The 25,504-nt window shown below is 38.1% G+C and carries 23 protein-coding genes and 2 pseudogenes; 10 read left to right on the forward strand and 15 right to left on the reverse strand.

What is annotated here, in order from left to right; all coding sequences use genetic code 11:
• Window positions 1-121: 121 nt before the first annotated feature.
• Window positions 122-1,609 carry a dipeptidase gene (locus P4S71_RS14175; protein WP_096793526.1) on the forward strand — a complete coding sequence of 496 codons (1,488 nt, stop codon included), beginning with the start codon at window positions 122-124 and terminating at the stop codon, window positions 1,607-1,609.
• A 71-nt stretch (window positions 1,610-1,680) separates the two neighbouring features.
• Here P4S71_RS14175 and P4S71_RS14180 read toward each other — a convergent pair whose 3' ends face one another.
• From P4S71_RS14180 to P4S71_RS14190, 3 genes are all read right to left on the reverse strand, one after another.
• A complete protein-coding gene (locus P4S71_RS14180) occupies window positions 1,681-1,968 on the reverse strand; it encodes a hypothetical protein (protein WP_337150867.1) in 288 nt (95 codons plus the stop codon).
• The gene (locus tag P4S71_RS14185; protein WP_337150868.1) at window positions 1,916-2,467 is read right to left on the reverse strand and encodes a putative porin; all 552 of its coding nucleotides are present in this window, start codon (window positions 2,465-2,467) and stop codon (window positions 1,916-1,918) included. Before P4S71_RS14185 ends, P4S71_RS14180 begins: the two co-directional genes overlap by 53 nt.
• A gap of 114 nt (window positions 2,468-2,581) precedes the next feature.
• A complete protein-coding gene (locus P4S71_RS14190; protein ID WP_096793524.1) occupies window positions 2,582-3,349 on the reverse strand; it encodes an EAL domain-containing protein in 768 nt (255 codons plus the stop codon).
• 218 nt (window positions 3,350-3,567) lie between these two features.
• Here P4S71_RS14190 and P4S71_RS14195 point away from each other — a divergent pair, with 218 nt between their 5' ends.
• On the forward strand, window positions 3,568-3,747 hold the full coding sequence (locus P4S71_RS14195; RefSeq protein ID WP_096793523.1) for a 2TM domain-containing protein: 180 nt from the start codon (window positions 3,568-3,570) through the stop codon (window positions 3,745-3,747).
• A gap of 434 nt (window positions 3,748-4,181) precedes the next feature.
• Here the strand turns inward: P4S71_RS14195 and P4S71_RS14200 are convergent, their stop codons facing one another.
• The 3 genes from P4S71_RS14200 to P4S71_RS14210 all read right to left on the reverse strand — a co-directional run bounded on the left by P4S71_RS14200 (window position 4,182) and on the right by P4S71_RS14210 (window position 6,416).
• Window positions 4,182-4,619 carry an OsmC family protein gene (locus P4S71_RS14200; protein WP_008136991.1) on the reverse strand — a complete coding sequence of 146 codons (438 nt, stop codon included), beginning with the start codon at window positions 4,617-4,619 and terminating at the stop codon, window positions 4,182-4,184.
• 130 nt (window positions 4,620-4,749) lie between these two features.
• Complete coding sequence (locus P4S71_RS14205; protein ID WP_076925416.1) at window positions 4,750-4,884, reverse strand: DUF2256 domain-containing protein; 135 nt, start codon at window positions 4,882-4,884, stop codon at window positions 4,750-4,752.
• Window positions 4,885-4,886: 2 nt separating this feature from the next.
• A complete protein-coding gene (locus P4S71_RS14210) occupies window positions 4,887-6,416 on the reverse strand; it encodes a cryptochrome/deoxyribodipyrimidine photo-lyase family protein (RefSeq protein ID WP_337150869.1) in 1,530 nt (509 codons plus the stop codon).
• An 87-nt stretch (window positions 6,417-6,503) separates the two neighbouring features.
• Here P4S71_RS14210 and P4S71_RS14215 point away from each other — a divergent pair, with 87 nt between their 5' ends.
• From P4S71_RS14215 to P4S71_RS14235, 5 genes and pseudogenes are all read left to right on the forward strand, one after another.
• Complete coding sequence (locus P4S71_RS14215) at window positions 6,504-7,112, forward strand: flavin reductase family protein (RefSeq protein ID WP_096793521.1); 609 nt, start codon at window positions 6,504-6,506, stop codon at window positions 7,110-7,112.
• Between the two features lie 32 nt (window positions 7,113-7,144).
• A complete protein-coding gene (locus tag P4S71_RS14220; protein WP_096794130.1) occupies window positions 7,145-8,806 on the forward strand; it encodes a YHYH protein in 1,662 nt (553 codons plus the stop codon).
• A gap of 9 nt (window positions 8,807-8,815) precedes the next feature.
• A complete protein-coding gene (locus tag P4S71_RS14225) occupies window positions 8,816-9,346 on the forward strand; it encodes a hypothetical protein (protein WP_337150870.1) in 531 nt (176 codons plus the stop codon).
• Window positions 9,346-10,790 (forward strand): annotated as a pseudogene (locus P4S71_RS14230) (ATP-binding protein). Before P4S71_RS14225 ends, P4S71_RS14230 begins: the two are co-directional and overlap by 1 nt.
• Before the next feature lie 39 nt (window positions 10,791-10,829).
• Window positions 10,830-11,504 (forward strand): response regulator, encoded by a 675-nt coding sequence (locus P4S71_RS14235; protein ID WP_033023590.1) that lies wholly within the window; start codon window positions 10,830-10,832, stop codon window positions 11,502-11,504.
• A 28-nt stretch (window positions 11,505-11,532) separates the two neighbouring features.
• Here the strand turns inward: P4S71_RS14235 and P4S71_RS14240 are convergent, their stop codons facing one another.
• On the reverse strand, window positions 11,533-12,390 hold the full coding sequence (locus P4S71_RS14240; RefSeq protein ID WP_337150871.1) for a PA4780 family RIO1-like protein kinase: 858 nt from the start codon (window positions 12,388-12,390) through the stop codon (window positions 11,533-11,535).
• Between the two features lie 298 nt (window positions 12,391-12,688).
• Here P4S71_RS14240 and P4S71_RS14245 point away from each other — a divergent pair, with 298 nt between their 5' ends.
• Together P4S71_RS14245 and P4S71_RS14250 are read left to right on the forward strand one after the other, a co-directional pair.
• Window positions 12,689-12,964: an EF-hand domain-containing protein gene (locus P4S71_RS14245; protein ID WP_007376870.1), complete on the forward strand. Its 276-nt coding sequence runs from the start codon at window positions 12,689-12,691 to the stop codon at window positions 12,962-12,964.
• Between the two features lie 12 nt (window positions 12,965-12,976).
• A complete protein-coding gene (locus tag P4S71_RS14250) occupies window positions 12,977-13,429 on the forward strand; it encodes a hypothetical protein (protein ID WP_337150872.1) in 453 nt (150 codons plus the stop codon).
• Window positions 13,430-13,517: 88 nt separating this feature from the next.
• Here the strand turns inward: P4S71_RS14250 and P4S71_RS14255 are convergent, their stop codons facing one another.
• The 6 genes and pseudogenes from P4S71_RS14255 to P4S71_RS14280 form a co-directional block, all read right to left on the reverse strand.
• Entirely contained in the window at window positions 13,518-14,891 is a 1,374-nt protein-coding gene (locus P4S71_RS14255; protein WP_337150873.1) for an FG-GAP repeat domain-containing protein, read from the reverse strand.
• A gap of 111 nt (window positions 14,892-15,002) precedes the next feature.
• A complete protein-coding gene (locus P4S71_RS14260) occupies window positions 15,003-18,299 on the reverse strand; it encodes a PAS domain S-box protein (RefSeq protein WP_337150874.1) in 3,297 nt (1,098 codons plus the stop codon).
• Window positions 18,299-19,535 (reverse strand): annotated as a pseudogene (locus P4S71_RS14265) (ABC transporter substrate-binding protein). Before P4S71_RS14265 ends, P4S71_RS14260 begins: the two are co-directional and overlap by 1 nt.
• A gap of 213 nt (window positions 19,536-19,748) precedes the next feature.
• Window positions 19,749-20,591, reverse strand: a complete 843-nt coding sequence (gene yghU / locus P4S71_RS14270; protein WP_007376875.1) for a glutathione-dependent disulfide-bond oxidoreductase — start codon at window positions 20,589-20,591, stop codon at window positions 19,749-19,751.
• A 90-nt stretch (window positions 20,592-20,681) separates the two neighbouring features.
• Window positions 20,682-21,263 (reverse strand): rhomboid family intramembrane serine protease, encoded by a 582-nt coding sequence (locus P4S71_RS14275; RefSeq protein WP_033031816.1) that lies wholly within the window; start codon window positions 21,261-21,263, stop codon window positions 20,682-20,684.
• Window positions 21,264-21,379: 116 nt separating this feature from the next.
• The gene (locus P4S71_RS14280; protein ID WP_008137014.1) at window positions 21,380-22,063 is read right to left on the reverse strand and encodes a type 1 glutamine amidotransferase domain-containing protein; all 684 of its coding nucleotides are present in this window, start codon (window positions 22,061-22,063) and stop codon (window positions 21,380-21,382) included.
• Window positions 22,064-22,219: 156 nt separating this feature from the next.
• On the opposite strand from P4S71_RS14280, the gene P4S71_RS14285 reads away from it, so the two are divergent.
• A complete protein-coding gene (locus tag P4S71_RS14285) occupies window positions 22,220-23,143 on the forward strand; it encodes a LysR family transcriptional regulator (RefSeq protein ID WP_007376878.1) in 924 nt (307 codons plus the stop codon).
• A 32-nt stretch (window positions 23,144-23,175) separates the two neighbouring features.
• On the opposite strand, the gene P4S71_RS14290 is transcribed toward P4S71_RS14285, so the two are convergent.
• Together P4S71_RS14290 and P4S71_RS14295 are read right to left on the reverse strand one after the other, a co-directional pair.
• Window positions 23,176-23,910 carry a dienelactone hydrolase family protein gene (locus tag P4S71_RS14290; RefSeq protein WP_337150876.1) on the reverse strand — a complete coding sequence of 245 codons (735 nt, stop codon included), beginning with the start codon at window positions 23,908-23,910 and terminating at the stop codon, window positions 23,176-23,178.
• A 243-nt stretch (window positions 23,911-24,153) separates the two neighbouring features.
• Window positions 24,154-25,479, reverse strand: a complete 1,326-nt coding sequence (locus P4S71_RS14295) for a glycerophosphodiester phosphodiesterase family protein (RefSeq protein ID WP_007376880.1) — start codon at window positions 25,477-25,479, stop codon at window positions 24,154-24,156.
• Window positions 25,480-25,504: the final 25 nt, after the last annotated feature.

Consider the following 25,504-nt stretch of genomic DNA (forward strand, 5'->3'; position numbering starts at 1 on the left):
TAAAAGCTGCTATATAAATATTTACCTTAAGTTACCTGTGTGCCTGCCACAAATTGCTATATGTAAGCCTCCCATAGCGTTATAATTAATGCTCTTAGTTATTAATTAAATGGGAATTGTTTTGAAAAAGTTAGCTTTAGCCAGTATTGCTTTATTTGCATTTGGTGCTCATGCGCAGTTAAATAAAAATATTGATAGCGTTGCCGATTACGCAGTAAATACCTACCAAAATGCTCAAATACACACACTAACTAACTTAGTGGCTTTTCCGACGGTTAATAAAAACGACATTAGCGCTCCTCAAAATCCCGATTTTATTGGCTTTAAAGCACTTTTAAAAATGAAAGCCGCAGAGCTTGGTTTTGACTATCAAGATTTAGGCTACACCGTATTAATTGGTATGGGCGAGCAAAGCGAAAAAGTAACGGTAGTAACCCACGGCGATGTGCAACCTGCTAATGCTAGCAAATGGAAACAAAGTCCTTTTATTATTGATACATCTGAACCGGGTAAATTAGTTGGTCGTGGTACGGAAGACGATAAAGGTGCAATAGCAACAGCGCTTTACGCCATGAAAGCAATTAAAGATAAAGGCATAACCCTTAATAACCGAATTGAGCTGATGATTTACCTTGCAGAGGAGTCTGATTGGGGTCCGCTTACTAAATTCATGAAAACGTATGAACAACCAAAATATGCAGTAACGATTGATGCATCATACCCTGTAGTGGTTGCCGAGAAAGGCTGGAGCTTAATTGCACCTACTTTTAATGCAACATCACCACAGACGGGTTTATATGTAAAGGATGTAACTGGCGGTGCGTTTAGAAGTCAAATTCCAGAAGATGCAAGCTTAGTACTTCACAATGCAGACGCGGCACTTATTAATACATTAAAAGCAAAAGCAAAAACATTAAATAAAGTTGAATTTAACTTTAGTGAAAAAAGTAATAGCTTAGCAATAAGCGTTAAAGGTATGTCGGCACATTCATCAGAGCCAGAGTCAGGTATAAATGCCATTGCGTATTTGGCTGAATTATTTAAAGGCGTGGAGCTTGAAAATAATAGCGACGGCGAGCTAATCGACTTTGTAAACCAGTTAATTGGTTTAGACATTCACGGTAAACAATTTGGCGAAATAGCCTATAAGCACGACTTTATGGGCCCGATGACGGTTGCACCAACAGTTATTGAGCGCGATGGTAATGCGCTAACACTTGCTGTAAATGCACGTCGCCCTATGGGTAAAGACGAAGCTGTACTGCAAAAGCAAATTGATGATGCACTCGCGAATTGGCAGGCTGCTAACAATGTAACGCTTGCTAACATAGAAACAATTATTGGCACTCCAATGCTACTAGATGGTGCGCCGCATGCACAAAAGCTACTTGATATTTTCAAGCATTTTACGGGTGACGAAAAAGCTGACTTTGTATCGATTGGTGGTGGGACTAATGCAAAGCTGTTTGATAACGCGGTATCGTTTGGTCCTTCAATGCCAGGTAAGCGCTACACAGGTCACTCAGAGCATGAATTTATGACGCTTGAGCAACTAGAGCTTAATTTGCGTATGTATACAGCTATGATGATAGAGCTGGGTAATATGTAAGTTATAGTTGTTTAGTAAAAGCCGCCTTGTTTGACTGAAGTGACCCCAGTAAGGCGGCTTTTTTGTACTTATTAAAATTGGGCTACAAAGCTAAGGTTGTATACATCGTAGTTATCATCATCAGTGTAATTAGCTGTAAAGTAGTAGCTATCATTAATAAAGTACTTACCTTCAATCACTAAATCAGAATCGTTTGAGCCAATACCGACCGCAACATGTTTATTGAAGTAATAGTTTGCGAGTACATTAAAAACTGAGTCGTCGCCAACATCTAGATAGTCAACATTTATAGCAAAATAGCTGTCATCATAAAGGTGGGCAAAGTAACGTGATGATAGAATCCCACGACTCTGTTTCATCATCTGTTTCAACAGTAAAACCAATGTAGTCGGTGTCGTTAATCTCATGATTATACTGAGCTTTAAACAAATAAACTGTATCACTATATTCATAATCTAACATACGTACAGATACTTTTAGTGAATCAGCAAACAAGTAACCTAAACCAAGCGAATAGTTGTCGGCATCACCAATGTTAGGTAGTTCAAAAGTTGCAAAAGCATTGCCGTAAAAGCCTTCTCCAAAAATACCTTTTCCACTGTAACTATCTGAATTAAAATAATTTAAGCCTATATTACTATCTGTATCCAAGTAGCCATAATCATCCCAAACACCAGAGTTTTGCTGTTCCTCAAAGTAATAGTGAGTTGATAGCCCATACACATCATCGCTGTAATAATCAGAATCAATTTTTGCGTAGTTTATAGAGTTAAACCATTGTTTTGATTCTGACTGCTCAGCGTTTGCAGACGCTGTGCAGCTAAGTGTGAGTAAAGTGAGTGGCATTAAAAAGCGCATAAGTATCCCTTCTTATAATTGAGTAAACTTGTTACTAGAATGGGCATTATATTAATGCAGTTTTATAAGGCAATTAAATGATTGTAATAAATTGTTTGAATATTGTAGATTTTCTTAATTAAAAACGTAGGTTACCTCAGGCAAGTTTTCGAAGCTTGGTTTGGCAAATAAATACCCTTGCATAAGCTCAACACCTGCGTTTTTTAGCCACGTATATTCTTCTACTGTTTCAATTCCTTCAGCCAGTGCGGTAATGTTTAAGTCGCGAAACATATTTAAGCAATGAGTTACTATTAATTGGCGTTTTTTATCGTTGCTTATATCGCGTATTAGCGCCATATCAAGCTTGATAATATCTGTTTGAAAGTCAGCCAGTAGATTTAAACCAGAATAACCTGCACCAAAGTCATCGGTAGCCGTTTTAAATCCGAGAGACTGGTAGTAATCAACAACGCGTTTAATGTGTGCGGTGTCTTCTATTTTTTCTACTTCAGTAAATTCAAACATAATATTTTGAATTGGAAAGTTATACTTTTTTGCAGCTTCTAGTGTGGTGCGTATACATCGTTCTGGTTTATAAATAGCATTAGGTAAAAAATTAATACTTAGCATTGATGTTATGCCTAGCTTTGAAGCTAGTTGAATGGCTTTAATACGGCAAAGCTGATCAAATGCATAGCGGTTGTCTTCATTCACTTTTGAAATAATAGAATAAGCAGACTCGCCATTTAAACCTCTAACCAGCGCTTCATAGCCATAAATAAGATTAGTTTTACAGTTTATAATCGGTTGAAAAGCCATAGAAAAATCAAATTCGAGATCGTTAGCGTCAGCACAGTTACTACACGTCACTTTTTCGCAATCTTTTGATTTTTCGCTCACTTAGCTCATCCTCTTATGCATATTTGTTTAGGTTAGTTGAGATTAGATTCTAACACAAATAGATTAAAGTATTGTTTTTTATGTTTTTATACGTAATAAATAACTATGTAATTAAATGAAAAATAATGACTAATGTCAGATCACTTAGTGACATTTGGCAGGTGTGTACGTTGCTTATTAAAACAATAATAGCGACATAAATTACTTGGAGAATATAAATGAGCAATACAATTACAATAGGCAAAAAAATTAAAGCATATTTACTTATTTTAACTTTGCTAAGCGTTATAAATTTACTAACTTCGCCTAGTTATATCTGGGTAGTATGGCCAGCGCTTGGGATGGGAATTGGGCTAGTAGTAAGTGCTTTGAGTAGGAATAAACCTAGGGCGTGTTGATTTTTGTGGATTGAAATTTATTCAATCTAGGGGCGATTTAATCGCGGCGTGAGGTTTGTAACCTAGTGGGATCGATAACTGCTCCTGCTTTATTCTACTGGCTTACATCCATGTAAGAATAAGTAAAAACCGAGCAAAGTTTCCGCGTCCTGCTCACGCCCCTTACCTACACCCATGTAGGCAACAAAGAGTCAATCGTCCCTAGAAAGAACCCAAAGGGCAGCGCATGTTTGGCATCTATGCTGCGTTATCACCTATTAATGGGGAATAACCACACAACATAGGCTCTGCCTAGCCTAAATACCAAGCACATTGCTGTAAATTCAACCACCAAAGAACAACACGCCCTAGAGATACTTCTTTATAATAAAAAAGCCAAGTAAATATTTACTTGGCTTGTTTAGTAAGGGACTGTAATAGTTAAGTCTAAATAGTTAAAATGCTGATTGAAGTGTCGCATCTAATGATATTTCAGTATTTAAGAGCTTGGAAATAGGACAGTTCTTTTTGGTTTGCTCGCATAAGGCTTGGAACTGCTCATTTTGAATATCATCAATACGCGCTTTTACTTCAAGGGCAATATGCGTAACCGAAAAACCATCATCTACTTCATCAAGGCTTACAGTGGCTTTAGTATCAATTTTGTCTGCAGTAAAGCCTGCATCACCTAATGCAAGCGAAAGCGCCATACTAAAACATGCACTGTGCGCTGCACCTACTAATTCTTCAGGATTTGAGCCTGCCTTATCTTCAAAGCGGGTATTAAAACCGTAAGGTTGTTTGTTAAGCGCGCCACTTTGAGTTGATATACTACCTTTGCCTGTTTTAATGTCGCCAGACCATGTAGAACTTGCCGTTTTTTTAATAGTCATCATCTTCCCCTTGCTTGGGTGTAAGCTTTTCAGGTTAGTTAAGCGTTATTTACAAAATAAACTTATATAAAGCCTTAAAAGCACTAATTACTGATGATGTTGCAAAATAGACGCCAGCTAATTGTTACTCTTATTTATTACGTCTGCAGCGCTCTGAACAGTAAATAACGTTATCCCAGTCGCGTTGCCATTTTTTACGCCACGTAAAAGGTTTATTACAAAGAGGGCATATTTTTTGAGGTAAGTTTAGTTTTTTATGCGTCATGCTTACTTAGTCTCACTATTACTTTCAGTGTTATTTTTATTTCTTACTTGGCTTGTTTTTGGTGTAATTGCTACGTGCCTCCTAAGAATTTTCCCTATGGCGCGTTTAACATCGGCTCGCTCACGATATTGCCATAAGCGTTCGCGTGCTTCTTTTGAGGCTGCTGTTAAATCAAGCATGGGTTCAGGGTAATCCTCCCCTAATTTAAAGTCGTTAAAGAGTGCTTCCATTGGAGTTTGCTCCCAAGGCTGATGTAAATATTCAATAGGGAGTTTTTCAAGCTCTGGGCACCACTTTTTAATAAACGAGCCTGTTGGGTCTTGATCTTCTGACTGCTTAATTGGGTTGTAGTGCCTAATGGTGTTAATGCCTGTTACCGAGGCTTGCATTTGAATTTGCGGGTAGTGAATTCCGGGCTCAAAATCTAAAAAGTAATTAGCGAGCGGAAAGCTTGCTTGCTGCCAACTTATATTTAAATGATGGGTTACAAAGCTTACAAGCATGGCGCGCATTCTAAAGTTTATATAACCGGTGGCTTTTAAGCAGCGCATGCAAGCGTCAATAATGGGAATACCTGTTTGACCTTGCGCCCAGCGTTCAATATCGTTTTTAACATGTTCATCATCGCGATACGGAAATACGTGATAACCCGAATTAAGGGCTAAAAATTCCATAGAGGATTCGCTTTCAAACTTTTGCATAAAGTGGCAGTGCCAATGCAAGCGCGATACAAACGCAGCAAGTGGGCGCTTCCAGCCTCTTTTATCGGGGTGCTTTGAGTGATATTCATCAATTGCCATTTGATACACTTGCCTAAGGCTAATGTTCCCCCACGCTAAATAAGGCGAAAGCCGAGAGCAATGGGTTTGGCTTAAACTTGGGCTCGATATTCCTTTTTGATAACCTTTACCGCGCTCGGCAAAAAAGCTCTGTATTACTTGGCGTGCATGCAACGGGCCGCCTTGTTGAAAGCTGTCGTGATCTTGCGTGTAAGCGCTTGGCAGCTCAGGTGCTTGGTAGTTATTGAGGGTAATTGTTTTTATACTCTTCCAATTAGGAACAGCAATAGGTGCTTGCATTGTTTGCTGCCAGCGTTCATTCCAATTATTACGATTTTTTTTGCCGCGAATAACCGCGCCTTTTTGCGACTCTAGCCAATTAATGTGGTTATGCTGGCACCAAGTTTTTATTGCTTTATCGCGCTCAAAGGTATTGTTTAAGCCTATTTCTTGATGGCTAAATATATTTACTATTTCAAACTGCGTCTTTAACGATTCAAGTAAATCGCTCATGTTTAAATTAAAGATATGAACACAGGCGTTAAAACGCGCTAGCTGATTATTTAACTCAACTATTGATTGATATACAAAGCGCCAGTGCCGCTCATTGTAGTGTGCATCTTCGAGCAGTAATGGCTCAAAGTTATAAAGTAACAGTGTCGGTAAGCCATTACTAAATGCACTTTTTAATGGTTGGTGATCGCTAAGACGCAAATCACGTTTAAACCACACTATGTTTATTTTTTCATGCATATTTTAAAAAATGGCTGCTGCTTTAATGTATTGTACGTAATAAACTTATTTTAAGATTTGCCGCGTGACTTTTAATAAAGGAAAAGTATGTTTTTAGATCTCACCGAAAATACCAACCAAAATGTTTACTCTTACTTAGTCGGCGGTATAAGCCCACGGCCTATCGCATGGATAAGTACATTAAATAGTGAAGGTATTGCGAATATTGCGCCTTATTCATTTTTTACTGTGGCTAGCTGCAAGCCACCTGTTTTAAGTGTTACGCAAGTAAACCCTAGTGATAAAACGAATAAAGATACGCTCAGTAATCTAATGGCAACTAAAGAATGTGTGGTTAATATAGTTAGCCAAGAGCTAGTTGAAAAAATGAATCAAAGTTGTGCAAATTACCCTAGTGATATAAGTGAATTTGATGCAGCTAACATCGCGCAAGCTCCAAGTAAGTTAGTTAATACGCCAAGCGTTGCCGATTCAAAAGTACGGTTTGAATGTAAGTTACGCGAAGTTATTAGTATTTCAAATGAGCCTGGCGGCGGAAAAATGATGTTGTTGGATGTAGTGGGTATTTTTATAGACTATGAAGTGATGAGTAATGGCTATATTGATCCTGAATTATTAAATGCAGTGGGCAAAATGGGCGGCGATTACTTTAGTACAACCAAAGATAAGTTTTTGCTTAAAAGACCACAGTTGTAATTTTATGTAGATTCTTCCTTTGTTTGTGCACATTGTTTGCACTTTTACTTGTTAACTTTGTTTTATTAAACGTTAAAGTAAAGGTTCAAGCATTGAAAACACTTCTTAAAACAAAAGCCTCTAATGTAACTAAGTTATTTGCATTAAGCGCGCTTTGTATCGCTTTAAGCGCATGTAACAGCGATTCTACAAGTACTACAACAGACGGCGAAACGGTCAGTAATAGTGCTCCAACGGTTGACGCCGGTATTGACCAAACTGTTAATGCGGGTGATACCGTTTATTTAAGTTCAACGGTTGAAGATGACGGCGAAGTATCTGTTAGTTGGTCACAAACATCAGGCACTACCGTTAGTTTATCTTCAAGTACCGCAACGTCTACTGAGTTTGTTGCACCTGAGGTATTAACCGATGAAGCACTTGTATTTGAAATCAGTGCAGATGACGGCACAAACGATGTCGTTGTAGATACCGTTATAGTTAATGTTATTGCTTCATCAGACTCAGATACTGGTGTAGTTGATAATAGTGCAAAACTTACCAGCTGGTTAATTAACAACGATACAACCTCCACTTATATACAAAACAATGGCGCAGTGGTTGAAGATGTTCAATCAGTTGAGGTTGTTACTGTTACTGAGGAAGATGCTGACGTTGAATACATGTATGTGCAAACAACTGACATTCCTAAATATGACGTAACGCTTACACAAGACCAAGTAGACGCACTTAATAATCGCCCGCGTGCAGCTACTGATTTTTATAACGGTGTAACCTCAGCAGCAGTAGGGCAAACCATTTCGTTTGGTGAAGATATTGGCTATAACAGCAGCACTGAAAACTGTGATGACACAGGCGGTGCAGGTTATTGGCCTCCAGGACCAGGTTGCCCGACAGAACAAACAGTTGAGGCGTATTTTCCGATAACACCTACCGACTTATCAGGCACTGAAACTTGTGAAACAGGTTTAGGTACAGTTGGCTTAATGGTTAATGGCACCAGTATATTTAACTGGGGCGATGGTATGAGCTACGGTAATAATATTTGGTATACACTAGCGCCCATTGCTGAGCAATATGATGTTGATGTGTGTGGCGGACATGCTGCTAACGGTGAATATCATCATCACTTTTATACGAGTTGCTTAGCTGATTTACTTGAAGATGATGGCGATGCGCATTCACCTATTTATGGGTTTGCAGCTGATGGCTATCCGCTTTATGGTCCTTATGAAAGTAACGGTCAACTTGCATTAAGCGGCTGGGAAATGCGTGATTATGGCGCATCAGAAAGTGAGGGTGGTTGTGGTACTGAGGGCGAGCGAAGCTGTACCTTAGTTGATCAATACGATGTTAGCCAAGGTACACAAACAAGTGATGCAGGTCCTGCTATTGGCGCAGAAGTAACGACGCTCTCTGGTAATACATTAAATGCCGACGATGGTTATTATTTTGAAGATTATTACTACGCACAAAAAACAGTAACCGGTGCTCAATTAGATGAGCATAACGGCCACGATACTAACGATGGCAAGGGTTATCACTACCATATAACACTAACGTTAGACAGCGATGGTAAATTACAGCCTTCTTTTCCTTATCAAATAGGGCCTCGTTTTAAAGGTCAATTAGCCGATAATTCAATTGGTCGCTGTGATACGGGCGAAACAATGGGTCCACCACCGGGAATATAAGGAGTAACTATGCGTTATTTTAAATACGCATTGATCCTAACTACTGCTGCGCTATTGAGCTTTAAGCTCTTTGCGCGGCAGGAAATGATGGATCATAGTCATATGCCTATAGCAGTGCCAAGTGATACGCCAATCCCGGCATTAAGCCTTAAGTTATTAAAAGATAGTATGTCGGGTTATAACTTAATTTTAGATACACAGAACTATGATTTATCTGTACCCCCTGAGGGTGCGATGAACATGCAGCAAATGATGAGCGTTACTACAAACGATGACACGGGCTTTTTACAAGGTCATGCTCATTTATATATAAATGGGATTAAAATACAGCGAATTTACGGACAAGCGTTGCATTTACCTGCTAACTTATTTAAAAGTGGTATAAATACCGTATCGGTTACTTTAAATAATCATGGTCATATGTATTGGACCGTTCAAGGCAAAAAAATAGTTGCTACGTTGTATGTTAGCGATCAAAGCAAAGAGTTTATAACATACCGATTTGAAAGCTTTCCTAGCAAGGTTGAAAACACGCATTAATGAAAATTCATAATAAACTTTTTTTAATACTATTTAGTTTTACTTTTAGTGTTATTGCAGGGCTGGTGGTACTTATACAATGGAGTATAGGCCAAGGCGTAATTGATTTTGTTAATGCAAAAGAGGTGAAAGCGCTTGAACCACTTGTTGCGCAGCTGTCAAGACAGTACGAACAAACACCCTCATGGCAACGCGTTGTTGGCGATGGCGAAAATTTTAGAAAGCTTGTTGAATCGCAGCTAGAAAATAGCCAGTTTTTACCTAGACCACCAAAAGGTCCAGGCCCCAGAGGAGGTATGATGCGACGACCGCCACCCGATCATGTTCGTTTAGGGATGGATCGCCGCCCACCACCGGACAATATTGCTCACTACGCTTTACTTGATGAAAATAAACAGCGAGTAGTGGGTAAGTATCTCAGTGATTTAAAATATATAACAACCCCAATTACAGTGGGCGATAAAGTAGTGGGTTACTTAGCTGTTTCTAAAAGAGATAGCTTGGTGGATGGTTATGAACTTGATTTTTTACAGCAACAAACTAACTACCTATGGTTTATTGCTTTAGCTGCGGTAGTGCTTACATTACTGGTTACCTTTTTATTGTCTCGTCACCTAGTAAGCCCAGTAAAGCAAATTGCTAACGGTATGCATCGCTTAACGCAAGGTAATTACGAGACCAAACTTACGCTTGAGCGAAAAGACGAATTAGGCCAATTAAGCGAAGATTTTAATATCCTTGCATTTACACTCGCTAAAGATGAGCAAGTACGTAAGCGATGGCTTGCTAATATTTCTCATGAGCTTAGGACGCCAATGAGCATTTTACTCGGTGAACTTGAAGCTATGCTACTTGGTATACGAGAACCGAACACAAAAAATATAAGTTCGGCTAACGATGAAGCTTTGCATTTAAAACGCTTAATAGACGACTTGCATATGCTCAATAGCGCAGAGTTAGGAGGTATGCACTACATTATGCAACCTACTGATATGGCGTTATTATTAAATACTATTGAGCAAAAATATCAGGTTGTGCTTGAACAACATAATATAAAAATTCATTTACTAAATAGCGCTAAACACATAACTGTACAAGCAGATAAAACACGCCTTTTGCAGCTACTCGATAATATTTTAATGAACGCAGTACACTATGCACAATGCTCAACTATTTCATTAACGGCTAGCAATATAAGTATTAAAGGGCAAACCTACTTAGAGCTTATAATTGAAGATAATGGCGTAGGTGTAGAGCAGTCGCATTTATCGCATTTGTTTGAGTATTTATATCGAGTAGATAGTTCGCGTAATCGCCAAGAGGGGGTTCTGGTTTAGGCTTATCTATTTGCCAGCATATAGTTAAAGGCCATAATGGTGAAATAGCTGCTAAAAAAGCCAGTTTAGGTGGTCTTGCCATTATTATTAGATTGCCGACGATTTAGTTTATAAAAATAAAGTTGAGGTTACTTACAGAGATGCCTATGAGTGAACAAATTCTGATTGTGGAAGATGAAGTAAAGCTAGCTAACTTAATGAGTGACTTTTTAAGCAGCCACCACTTTATCACTCATCAAATACATCACGGGAATGAAGTATTACCTTGGCTTGAAATTAACAGCCCGAGTGTAATCTTACTCGACATAATGTTACCTGGCCAAAGTGGCATTGAATTGTGTAAAGCAATCAGGCGCTTTTCAAACGTGCCTATTATTATGGTATCGGCAAGAGTCGAAGAAATAGATAGATTACTTGGACTAGAGTTAGGTGCTGATGACTATATCTGTAAGCCGTTTAGTTATGCTGAGCTGGTGGCACGCGTAAAAGCTATATTAAGGCGATTAAATAACGCAAGTGATGTTACAGAGTCAACAATGAAACTTGATGAGAGCACCTACAACGTAAAATACAAATCAAGCAGCATAGAGCTAACGAACTTTGAATTTCAGCTATTTAAACCTTTGTTTAACAACCCAAATCGTATTTATTCGCGCGATAGTTTAATGGACACTATGTACGCCGATCAGCGTATTGTGAGCCATCGTACTATTGATAGCCATATTAAAAAGTTGCGTAAAAAACTAGATGAAGTGACACAAACTGAAAGTGTTATTCAGTCTGTTTATGGGGTTGGCTACCGATTTGTGCACCCGCAGTAAGGGGGGATTAGTGAGCTATGACGATGAGCTACTCATCATCGTCAGCATTTTTAATTCGCTCTAAACGGTCAAACTCTTCATATTCTGCCGCTTGGATTTCATCAAGAATAGAATCTACATCGGCAAGTTCGTCGCTGTCTTCAAATTCACCTGTAAGCGTTGAATTAGGCGTTAAATTGGCCTCTTCAAATAATGCCCACATTTCTTTAGCGTATTGAGTTTTTAGTACGCTTGGCGCAAATTCACCATAGTAGCGGCGTATGTTATTTACATCGCGTGCAAACATAGCTTGTGCACTGTTATTTGCTGAAGCGTTAACTGCTTGCGGTAAATCTATAATTACAGGGCCGTTATTATCTACAAGTACATTAAATTCAGATAAATCACCGTGTATTATACCTGCGCAAAGCATAAGCTTAATATAATGCATCATGAGTTTATGCTGCTCAATCGCTTGCTCTTCACTAAAAACGACATGTCCAAGTTGAGGAGCTACGTTACCATCCTCGTCCGACACGAGCTCCATAAGCAGCACGCCATCAATACAAAAGTAAGTATCAGGTACACGTACACCCACACCGGCTAAACGAGATAGCGCATCCACTTCGGCATTTTGCCAAATCTCTTCTTCTAATTGACGGCCATAGCTAGAGCGTTTGCCCATAGCACGGGCTTGGCGTCCACCACGTACTTTTCGGCCTTCTTGGTATTGTGCCGCTTTTTTAAAGCTACGTTTAACGGCATCTTTATACACTTTTGCACAGCGTATGTGTTCACCACAACGCACAATAAATACATCGGCTTCTTTGCCGCTCATTAGTCGGCTTATAACTTCGTCAATAAGGCCATCATCAACAAGAGGTTGTAGGCGTTTAGGTATTTTCACAGATTGCCTGCTAAGTAGGGTTGGTTATTAATCATTATTTATGAAAGTGCTCTGTATTTGTTTGTTTAATTGGCTCAAGCAGTATATCAGCTTTGAGAATTAAGGGCAGTAACGCAACTGCTCGTCAGTTATTAATCGTATTATTTTATTAGCTTATATATTGATTGCAATGCAATCAACCATAACTTTTTAAATTAATTTTTTTATCAAAATAATTTACTACTTCCCTATTGTTTGCACATTGTTTGCGTTTTTAAAGCGTAATCTTAATTTAATTCTTAAATACGAGGTTATTACTATGAAGCATTTTTCAACACTTGCCACTGTGGCAATATTATCTATTGCTTTTTCAGCTAATGTAGCTGCACGAGGCGGTGACAATCCTCCTGAAAGACCTGATTTTTCAACTATTGATACTGATGGCGATGGTGTAATTAGCTTTGAAGAGTTTAGTGCTAAAAAACCACCGCACGGCGATGCACAAACAATTTTTGATTCTATAGATGCCGATGGTAATGGCGAAATCAGTGAACAAGAGCTTAGCGATCATAAACCACCTCGTCGTGAACGTTGAAAGGGTACTAAAATGATTAATAGTATTAACAGCAGTTCTGCCAGTTTGATGTCGCAACAAAGCAGCCAAACAGCAAAGCTAACAACAGAGCAAAGCGATTTTATTAAAGAAACGCTTGCACAGTTTGATGCAGAAAACTTAACTAGCGACGATGCGCAAAGTATTCAAGCGGCGTTTAAAGAGCAAGGTATTGCACCCACTAAAGAGCTTGCTGATTTAATGGGCGAACTTGAATTTGATGCTAAAAGTATTGGTGATGCAGGACGGGCAGAAGGCCAGCGTCCGCCACCGCCGCAAAACTCATTAGAATCAGTCGATACAGACGAAGTAGTCAGCTATTTAGATGAGCTCTTAACTGAGTATTCAAACCAGTTGTCTGATGAAGATAAAGAATCAATTCTTGCATCAGTGCAAGAGAAATTTGGTTTAAGTGAAGGCGATTCGCTGCTAAATGTAACTGCTTAGGTATTATTACTTAGAGTAAAGCTGACTGTTACTCGAAAGTCTTAAGTCCAAAGCCCAACGGTTAATTCTGTTGGGCTTTTTTATTGGCTTAATTTAACCGTGTTTCTATTTTGCTGGTGCCATCTTCTTCGGTAAATTTAAATACAAAATCTTTTTTACCATCTTGGTTTATATCAACTAACAGAATATCTTTGTTATTTTTAGGCAGCGTTAATTTTAATTTCTTACGTTTTTTATTTAGCAGTGAATCTTGCTCTCCGTAATAAATATACAGTGTTTTTTTACTGTATTTGTATACCGCATCAATATAGCTGTCGCCGTTAATATCGCCTAAATAGAGCGCTGGTTTGGAATCATTGCCGTTCATTCCCACTTCCATTTCTAAATCAAGTTCGATACTCGATTTATTGGCAAATGAGCCGTCGGGTTGCTGTTTATAAAGATTCATTTCTACATCTACATCAGTACTGCCACCGCCCAATGCCATAGACGCGATAGTACCTAAGCCAATATCTAAGTCCATTTTTTGTAAATCAATTAAGCCATCATTATTAAAATCAGTTTTGAGCAATAGTTCACTAGGGCCCTGTGTTTCAAATAAGGTAATGGGCGTATTAGTAAAACCTTTAGCGCTCCCTAGGTATAAAGTATGTGCTATTTTTATATCTAACGAATCCATACCTTGCGTAGGCTTAAACTGCCTGGTTGTAAAATCAAGAAATCCGTCGTTATTAATATCAATAATTTGCTTTATTTTTCGAGTTTCACCATTACTTAGTTCGCCTAACTCGATGTCAAAGTCAATTGAGGTAAGCTTTTGCTCAAAGCCCTCTGAATTAGCAAGGAGTACATCTGCTCCAAAGTCGTTTGAAAATACTAGGTCGTTTAAGCCGTCGTGGTTAAAATCAATAACGACGGGTTTATTGCTAATATTAACTTCCAGCGAAAGTCCTTTACTTGAAAAACGACCTTCATACAAAGGTGTTTGCATAAATTGGTTGGGCTTAAAGCTGCCGTCTTTGTTTTGAACATATAAGGTGCTGCTTGTTAAATTAGGGATAAAAATATCACTTAAGCCATCGTTATTGGCATCAAAAACAAAATCAATTTTCTCAAACTCATCTACTTTTAATGTATTAAGCACTGATTCATAAGTAAACAATAATGTTGTTTTATCGCTATTGGTTTTATAAACCCCGTCGTTTGCTAAAATTAGTGCTTGTTTGGTATCGGCATTGGCAAGTGTTGCTACATCAAAACCAATCGCATTATTGGGTAGGGTAAGTTGAATGCTTTTTGCGCTTAGTAAATTGATGCTCTCAAGCTGCTTTAGGGTCTTGTTATATGCAAATACAGTTGCGGAGTCGGTTGTAATTAATGCTTGTGTTGTTTGTATTGCTAGTTTTTGTGCTGATACAAGGCAAGGAGCTAAAGCACATAGCGTTATTATTATTTTATTCATTCGTTAATTCTTTAAATTAACGAGCAATATAGTATTGCTCAAGATTAATTTATAGTACCAACGACTAATTTTAGAACAACTAAATATATGTAAGAAAATGTGGCTGAATGTCTATTTTACAGAGTGAGGAAGCCACTTTAAAAGCTTTTCAAATAAAATATCTTGGGCAATTGGTTTTGATATATAGTCATCCATTCCGGAATCTAAACATTTAGTTTTATCACCCGTCATAGCATTCGCTGTCATTGCTATGATTGTAATGGCGTTTGCTTTATCTCTTGCTTCATTATTTCTAATTAAAGTTGTTGCCTGATATCCGTCCATAACAGGCATCTGGCAATCCATTAAAATAAGAGAGTATGGCTCAATAGTATTTTTTTGATCTAAGTAATCAAGTACCTCTTTACCATTGGTCGCAATATCTACAACACTAATTCCCATTTTTTTCAATGTTGTTGCGGCGACAATCTGATTAATTTGATTATCTTCAGCTAATAAAATACGTATATCTTCACGCCATACAATATCATTCGGCCCAAGTGGTTTTTCGGTTATGGTACAAGTTTGGGTATTTTCACTATGTAAAGTGTTTCTCTCGGGTAAGCATTTTGTAAGAAGGTTAAAAATATCTTTAGTTGTCATCGGTTTTGGAAAGTAAGCAGTAAAACCATTTTGTTTATAGTGTTCATTAGTTTCAAACTGATCTATTGTGGTCATCAATACAAGGTTTGCTGTACTGAGAAGATTTAGATCATTAATCGTTTTACCGAGTGTTAATCCGCTACTGTCGCTAAGTTTTGTATCAATAATTACAATGTCGAAAGGATGAGCATGTTGGGTATAAAATTGCTCGTAAGTATTTAGCGCAATTTTTGCTGATGAGCTTATTGTTACGATTGCTCCCCATTGTGTAAGCTGCTTTTGAAGTACGTTAGTTTGGCTTTTGTTACTGCACGCTATTTGTATGTTAATTCCAGTAATATCTATAGGAGGCATTACTTTTTCTGTTTTTTTACCTTTCTTTAAAGTGATATCAAAAATAAAGTTACTCCCTTTATTTTCGTCCGATTTTACCTCTACTTCACCTTGCATCAAATTGCAGAGTTTTTTAACGATGGCTAAGCCTAATCCTGTCCCGCCGTATTTCCGTGTTGTTGAAGAATCTACTTGTGAAAATGATTTAAATAGCTTGGCTTGTTGCTCTACTGGAATGCCTATTCCGGTATCTTTCACTTGGCAGTTAAAGCGTATTTCATTCCCATTAGTGGGAATTAATTTAGCAATAATTTGAACTTCCCCTACATGGGTAAATTTAAGGGCGTTATTAACAAGATTTGTTAATATTTGTCTGAGTCGTCCAGGATCTCCAATAACAAAAGGGTATTTGATATCTGTAATATCTAAAATAAGTTCAATACCTTTACTATATGCTTGAGCTGCGACTGTTTCTAAAAAATCTCCTAGCATGGCATGCAAGTTAAACTCTAACTCTTCTAGCTCAAGCTTACCTGCATCTACTTTTGAAAAATCTAAAATATCATTAATTATATTGAGTAAAGAATTTGCACTGTTAAGTGCAATACGTGTTTGATATTGCTGCTTTTCGTTTAAAGGGCTATCTAAAATAAAGTTAAGCATACCGAGTACTCCGTTCATAGGCGTACGTATTTCATGGCTCATTGAGGCTAAAAACTCACTTTTTGCTATATTCGCTTGTTCTGCTAATGCTTTTGCTTCAATTAATGAATGATTGGCAGCAATCCGTTTAGTGATATCTTGCTGAATTCCTACAAAGGCGGTGAGTTTAGAGTGTTCGTCAAAAACAGGGGAGATTTGTAAACTATTCCAAAATGCGGTGCCATCCTTTTTGTAGTTTACTATTTCTACACGCTGAGTTTTTAAGGTTTTTATTGCATTTTTAATGACCGATATTGATTTTTTATCTGTGTTGGGGCCTTGTAAAATACGGCAATTTTTACCGATCATATCTTCTTTTTTGTAACCTGTTATTTTTTCAAACTCGCTATTTAAAAATACTAAAGGTAGACCAGGGACCTTAGCGTCTGCGATCGATATTCCTACATTACAAGACTCTATAGCATGGGCCAATAAATCATTTTGTTCTTTGGCTTTTTTTAATGCCTCTTGTGATTTTTTTTGTTCAGTGACGTCAGTAATTGAGCCCGCCATTCTGATGGCAATATTATTGCTATCTCGTAATGCCATGCCTTTCGCTCTAAAGTGACGGTATACACCTGATTTATTCTTTAAGCGGTATTCAATATTATATGGTTTATTTTGCGTTAAATGCGCTTTTAATTGTTTTTGGTTTTCATCTATATCATCAATATGAATTAGGTTATTAAATGTTTCAATTGTATTAGGTAAAAACTCTATATCGTTTTCATTGTATCCAAGTAATACTCTAATCCGTGGGGAAAAATAGATTGTATTAGAGAGGATATCCCAATCCCAAATACCATCATTGCTGCCTTCAACTGCTAACTCATAACGGGCTTCACTTAATTTGATTGCTTTTTTTGAAATCTCAAGTTGCTTAAATGGGTTTAATAGTAAATGCCTACCAAAAATTAATAACACAACAGATGAAAGGAGTAGGCTTAAAATAAGAGCTACTGCTATATCTAGCATAAAGGCGGTTACTTTTTCAGCTAACAAGCTGTTTTTTATTAAATAATTTAACTCAATGCCTGTGGAGCCAACCGGTGTTTTACTGATTGAAATATACTGCTGTGTTTCATCTAAATTTGAAAAAGAGACCCAAGGGCCACTGAGTATGATGTTATGATTATTTAATACAAATTTTGCAGGTAATAACTCCCTAAGCGGTGTGCTAAATTGTACTGTTAGCACCCCTTCACTGAGGTTGTTATATTTTATAGGTACTGCAATGGTAAAAAAATATTGCGATTGTGATGACCGTAAAATAACAGCGCTTTCTATTTGATTGTTAATTATACTATTTAGCCAAGTAGGTTCTGTCGCAATTACCTCAGCTAATGATGAGTCACTGCTATACACAACTTCTTGGAGAATATTTGTAATAACAAGCTTTTCGGTTTTTCCTAAAATTTTATATTCATCAAGGTAATCTAATAGCGCAGCTTTAGATGTTTCTGAGCCCATGATTGCATTTGACAAAATTGGCTGGCGAGCAATATCTTTGAGGATCTGTTCTCGGGTTTCTATAAAAAGCATTAAGTAACTAGTGGTTAACTCTGATTCAATTTCTATACTTTTACTCTGTAAATCATAAATAGCATCATTAGCTCTGCTCCCAACAAGTAAAAGGCTTATTGTTACTGAAAGTATTAAACTCAATGCTAAAAAAGTATAAAATGCATTGTTTGTTGTCAGTTTAAATTTATTACTCAGTGAGTTTGGCATTATTCTGGACTGCCTTCTAAATTATTTAATATATGAATACTCCCATCAGGTTTATAATTTGCCATGCATAAATCACCTAACCCAAGTGCTTCATGTGCATCTGCATCATCATTAGACCACTGAGTAAAAGGCTGCTTATATTGTTTAATTAATCCATCGATTGGTTGATTTAAATTCTCTAATGCGAGCCTAATATTCGCCCTGTTTTTTTGTATATCGTCGGTTAATGTTGTTTGCGAAATGGCTTGTAATAGGATTTTAGTAAGATCATATGCATGGATAAACCCAGCCGGAGAATCCAGCTTTTCTGGTGCTATAGAAGGGGGAAAAGCGATAGCGCTTGATTTACCACGTTTTTGGTAAGCTTTGTTTGGGGTTTAGTTAAAAAAGAAAAACAGCTTTGTATGAAATGCAGGCTGAGGTTTGATTTTATTGCGTGCTCAACATTTGTGAAAAAATCCCCCCAGTGATCCCCCAGTGACTAATTATAGGTACTCGCTTATTCTCTACAAAGCTTGCCATAGCGTTAATTATTTCAGCTCCTTCAAGTGCGTTACCCACAAACAAAATACAATCTGCTTGGTCGCTTATGATTTCACGTAGAATTATTTTTGCACTATTCGCTTTTATGTTCCAATTAAACCAATTTACTTTAGTTTTAATATTCCCCAATGCTTTGCTCATCGCAATATTGTTAGACTTACCCCAAGGGGTATTTTCTAATAACAGTTGGGGTTTTTGACAACCAAGAGTCTGCGTTGCAAATTGGGCCATTCTATGGCCTGCTTTTGTATCGTCTACAGAGAGTCTAAATACCCAGTTTTTCTCGTCAGGGTAGCGGGTAATTGGCCCACCAGCAGCCCAAGGAACTAAAAGTAATAGTTTATTTTTATTTATAAAATCTCTATTTTTAATATAGGGAGGAGAGTGTAGACCCCCCAAAAAAACTAACGCGTTTGAATCTTTTAAAAACTGCTGCATATGCAGCAAGCTGCGATTAGAGTTTCCTCTATTATCTTTTTCAATAAAATTTATTTGGTAACCTTGTACATTATTATTAATTTCGGCGAGTGCTGTAAGTGCTCCCATTTTCATTGCATAGGCGGATTCGTTATGATTAGAGTAGTCAGAATCGTGATAAATAGTCAGTGTTTTAATATTTTCAGCGTAGGTACTAAAGGAAAAAGAGGCCGTATAAAAGAGGCTTATGATGATGAGATAAATAGTTATACGCATAAAAACACTTAGTTTTAATAATTTATATTAAAGTTAGCTTATTTTGGAGCGTTTTCATATTTTAAAAGAAAATAATTTTATAATAAATTATTTAAATAGTTAATTTGTATTAAGCTGTTGCTTTAATTGATTTATTGGCAATAAATGGCGTGTTTTTTGAAGTATAAAAGCCAGAAAATATTACTGGCTTTTATACAAAGATGCGTGGCTATTTTATTTAAAATCACTGCCTTTATGGCGCTCTGCCATTTGCTCTTCTTCAGGGCCCCATGTGCGATTAACACGACGACCGCGTTTTACAGCTGGACGCTCTGAAACCTGTGTAGCCCAGCGTACAACGTGAGTGTATGAAGCAACATCTAAAAACTCAGCAGCATCATACAAAGCACCTAGAACTAGCGAGCCGTACCACGGCCAAATGGCGATATCGGCAATTGAATACTCATCACCCGCCATGTATTCGTTTTCGCTTAAATGACGGTTTAACACATCAAGTTGGCGTTTAGTTTCCATTGTAAAACGGTCAATAGGGTATTGCATTTTACTTGGCGCATAGCTATAAAAGTGACCAAATCCGCCACCTAAGTATGGCGCTGAGCCCATTTGCCAAAACAGCCAGTTACGACACTGCGTTTTAGCTTTTAAGTCTTTAGGGATGAGTACATCAAATTTTTCAGCCAAATACTGTAAAATAGAACCCGATTCAAAAATACGAGTCGGTGGCGTGGTTGAATGATCCATTAGTGCTGGGATTTTCGAATTTGGATTAATATCAACAAAGTCAGAACCGAACTGATCACCATCACCTATATTTATTAAATATGCGTCGTAGTCTGCACCAGTTAAGCCAAGCTCTAAAAGCTCTTCAAACATAATAGTGGCTTTTTGACCATTAGGTGTCGCAAGAGAATAAAGCTGAAATGCGTGCTCACCAATAGGTAGAGTTTTGTCATGAGTCGCGCCGGCAACGGGGCGATTAATACTAGCAAACTTACCGCCACTTTCACTTTCCCACGTCCATACTTTTGGTGGTGTATACTCGTTTTCATCACTCATAAATAACCTCAATGTTAAATAGAATTGTTTAATACTTACTCATAAATGGGGACATAAAAAATTAATTAAAGGTTTCGTTTAATATTTAACTCATCGACCTTTTAGCTTATCGTTTTTTGCTAATCTATAACCTAAAAACAACCCGCTTAGCGCTCCAAATAGATGGCTTTCAAACGATACATGGTAGCGCTGAGGTAAAACACCCCATATAAAACCGCTATAAAGTATGGCAACAGCAATAGCAATGATAATGGATTTTAACGAACGCCTGACCACGCCATAGCAAAGTATAAATCCCCACAAACCATATATAACACCGCTTAAACCAACATGTATGTTACTGCGCCCAAATGCCCAAACTAACAGTCCACCAACTAAAGCGGTAAAAATGAATACATTATAAAAACGCTTAACGCTGTATTGGCAAATTAGCCAACTTAATACTACAAATGGGATCATGTTACTGGCAAAATGCCACCAGCTACCATGTAAAAAAGGCGCGCATAGTATGCCAATTAAGCCTTGGATACTGCGTGGGTATATTCCTAAACCATTTAAGCTTATACCAGGGAGGCTATTAATTACTTGTAGTACAAAGCAAATAACAACAATACTAAAAATTGCGAAACGGGTACTGGTTAGTAATGACAGTGTGGTTGGCTTGGTTGCCATATAATTGCCCTAATTGACTTTAAGAGTTGCCAGTATAGGAATTGTATTTGCTAATGAAAAGCAATTAAAAAAGCACAGCATAAAATACTGTGCTTAATTTTAATTATTACTCGCTATTAACCTAACTTAGTTAGTAGCTTTTTAGCAGCTAGTTCAGAGCTTGCTGGATTTTGACCGGTAATTACTAAACCATCTACTAGTGCTAATACGCCCCAGTCGTCAGTTTTTTGATAATCGCCGCCTTTTTTAATTAGCTCGTCTTCAACTAAAAATGGCACGATATCGGTAAGTTGTACTGCAGCTTCTTCTGAGTTGGTAAAACCAGTTACTTTTTTACCCGCTACTAACGCATTGCCATCAGCATCTTTAACATTTAAAAATGCCGCGCTTGCATGACATACCGCAGCAACCGGTTTTTGCTCTTTTACAAAGCTTTCGATAAGTGAAATTGAATCTGTGTTGTCAACCAAGTCCCATAATGGGCCGTGGCCACCTGGGTAAAATACAGCGTCAAAATCGCTTGAATTCACTTCACTCAACACTTTAGTGTTTGCCATTAATGTTTGTGCTGCGCTATCTGCGTCATAACGTTTTGTTGCATCTGTTTGAAAATCAGCAAGTGTACTTGTCGGATCAATGGGTGGTTGGCCGCCAGCTGGAGACGCTAACGTTACTTCAACGCCTGCATCAACAAAGGCGTAATAAGGGGCTGCAAATTCTTCTACCCAAAAACCTGTTTTTTCGCCAGTGTTACCAAGTTCTGCGTGAGATGTAAGAACCATAAGTATTTTTTTAGACATTGAATATATTCCTTCTGATGATTTAAATTAGTAATCTTGCTTACCGATTACTATATGCACTAACACTCCTTTAAACAACGATGATAAATTTAACTTTATTGATTTAATAATTGATACAATTGAAGGGTTGAATTTGAAACACATTGTGGAGCGTTTATGAAAGTGTCGTTTGAGCAGTTAAAAAGTATGGTGGTATTTGCACAAATTGTAGAGCAGGGTAGCTTAACCGCTGCTGCTAAACAGCTAGGGCTTACGCGAGCCGTGGCAAGTTATCATTTAAAAAAATTAGAAACCCAACTTGAAATCACTTTACTAAATCGTTCAACCCGCACCATGGCGCTCACTGAAGCCGGCATTGCTTATTATGAGCGTTGTAGAATAATTACCGAACAAGCCAATGCCGCTAATCAACAAATAGAAAATATAAAAAGTGAGCCACAAGGTTTGCTTAAAATTAGTTGCCCCGTAAATGTAGGAATGCAATTAATTGTGCCTGCAATAAATACCTTTAAACGGCAATACCCTAAAATTAAAATTGATTTACAACTTACGGATGACGTTATCGATATTATTAAAAATGGGTTTGATTTTGCAATTAGGGGTGTGGCGCTGAGTGACTCCAACTTGCAGGCAACCAAGCTGACTACAATGAGCACCTGTATTTGTGGCGCGCCGGAATACTTTGCACATTTTGGAAAACCTAAAACGCCCTTAGAGCTAGCAGAGCACCAATGGGTCGTTTACCAGCTCGGGAGTAAAACATTAACACTTCAAAAAGATGGCAAAAAACACGATATTACAATGCAAGGCGGGCTAAGTACTAATAACGCAGCCGCACGTACTGCCTTTGTAGAAGCGGGGCATGGCATCGGGCGTATTCCGCTTTACGATGCGTGGCCAAAAGTACAAGCTGGGTTGCTTGAAATAATATTAGATGATTATAAAAGCAAAGATATTGAACTGTACGGAGTATTTCCGCCAGGGGCTGCGGGATCTAAAAAACTACGATTATTTATTGATTACTTAAAAGCCTACTTTGTAAAACAGCATACCGCTTTAGGTATGCTGAAAGGCGTTTAATTATTTTCGCTTTTAAAATATTTATAAAGCACTTATAAAGTACGGCTAAATAATGCAACCGCTTGTTGATACATATTAATAGCAAGGGCTGCATCGTATCGCTCACCTTCATCACGCATAAAGGCATGCTGTGCATTAACTTCTTGCCACTGGTAATTAATGTTTGTGCTTACACATTGTTGGTATATTTTAGCGCGGCCTTCCTTTGGTACATGCGGGTCTTGTTTTCCCCATATAAAGTGAATTTCACCTTGTATATCAGCCATACGCTCGAATGAGTTGTTGCCTAGTTTTGCCGGTAATGTATTGCTGTGAATATCAGTAGCGTATAAACAAAAAGCCGCTTTAATTTCAGGGTTAAGTGCTGCTCTGTAAGCTAAATGTCCGCCAATGCATACGCCCATTGCGCCTACGGTGCTTGTGCAGTAAGTTTGTTGCTTTATAAAGTCGATAATGGCTTGCGTGTCGCTATCATGATGCTCAAGTGGTTTTGCCCATTTGTCGGCATTGCCTTTGTCTTTACCTGCATCGTCGTAAGCAAGCACAGTGCCTATAGGGTTTAACTCGTGAAATACTTCCGGGACTAACACCACAAAGCCATGGCTTGCTAAAATAGCTGCGCTGCGTGCAATCGGGGCGGTTTGCTGAAATATTTCAGAATAAAAAATGATAGCAGGGAACTGTCCTTGCGCTTGAGGGCGATATACAGTTGTTCGCATTAAACCTGTAGATGTTGGCAAGTCAGCATTATGTTGTTGGATTATCATAAAAGCGCTCAGTTAAATAAAATTATATATAATGATATGGTAACTGAGCGCGATAAAATAAACGACTCTTGTTGTTGAGTATTTATACCAACCTGCATAAATCTTTGATCAATTTAACGAATTAAATTTCACTATAACGTCGTTAAAATTTTTTATTTAGAACAACTAGATAAAAAAATTTTTGCCTAGTTCTAGCGTAATTTTCTTAACGTTAAATAGACCCCATATATAAGCAGATTGGTATTAAATACTTGCAGGCATTTTATTACAACTGGCGTAATAACTTACCGTAGCAGGCCAATCTGAAAATATAGCCATGACCCCCACGTCTTTTGCAAGTACATCAACAACCGTCATCATATCGCCATCGTTATCTATAACATCAGCAATTGATTGATAGTAATAGCCGCCGCCTTCATTTAGCGGGCCTGATCGCTCAAGGCTCCATGCAATAAGCGCTAAACCTGCCGCTTTAGCGTCAATTGCATATTGCGAGGGGACGATATTGTTTTCGCTATCTATTGTTAGCATCATCCAAATAGGAGGGGCTAAAATTTTAACGCCATCGGCAACAAGTTCATCCATGCTTGGTTGCCATGTTTGCGGGTTACTTGGATCAAAACCGGCTTCACTGTCGCGACCATCTAGATATACGCTTTTGTCTGCAAAGTCAGGGTTGTTGTTAATCCAGTATTTTACGTCATCAAGGTTAAATGATTGCGGGTAAACTTTTGAGGCTGGCACATCCAGTTGTGTGTACTCGTCTAGCATTTTTTGCGCATATTGCTCTTGTGTCATTCCATCAAATGGCATACTTACTTGTGGCGATTTTAGTTCTGGGGTCATTTTTACACCCAGCTCATTAAACAGTGCAATGCTTTGTTTATGGGTCATCAATGTGCCGTTGGTGGCATATAAATCAGTGCGCCAACTTGGTGTACCATCCATGTAATCGGCAACGGTAGTTGCATTAGTGTTTGCACCATCCATTTTACCTTCAAGGGTTAAAAACTCCGCTAAGCTTATGTCGCTGGTACAACATTTAGCTGATGCAGCAATACCATTAGCAGGATCGGCTGGTGTAAATGGCACACTGCATTTCGCTGCAAGTTCAGGAATGGCTAAAATATTAGTCGTGGTATGCAAATCGCATTGAGAGTGGCGACAAACAAGCTCTTTGTCGTTTGTAAATGTAACATCGCATTCAACAATGCCTGCGCCCATTCTGGCTGCAGCAATGTAGGCTTCTTTAGTATGCTCAGGGTATTGCATTGGCGCACCGCGATGACCAATGGAAAAATCAGTACGATAAAATGGCCCTTCGCTGCATGACTCTAATTTTGTTTTTAGTGTGCTTTGCGCCATATCATCAATTAAATAGTCGGGGCGAGTGCCTAGCTGAATATTTGCGCCTTCAGCAACCTCTACAACAATGGGCGTAGGTACTTCAACAATTTCCACTTCGGTGTTGGTAACAACCACTTCTTTTTCTACTATTTCTACATCGTCATCACAGCCTGCAAGTGCGGCTAACAATATACAGCTTGTAAGTAAGGTAATACGTTTCATTGTTTATCCTTAAAAAGTAAAATTT

This window comes from Pseudoalteromonas sp. B62, from assembly GCF_037162565.1.
In the GTDB taxonomy this organism is placed as follows: domain Bacteria; phylum Pseudomonadota; class Gammaproteobacteria; order Enterobacterales; family Alteromonadaceae; genus Pseudoalteromonas; species Pseudoalteromonas fuliginea.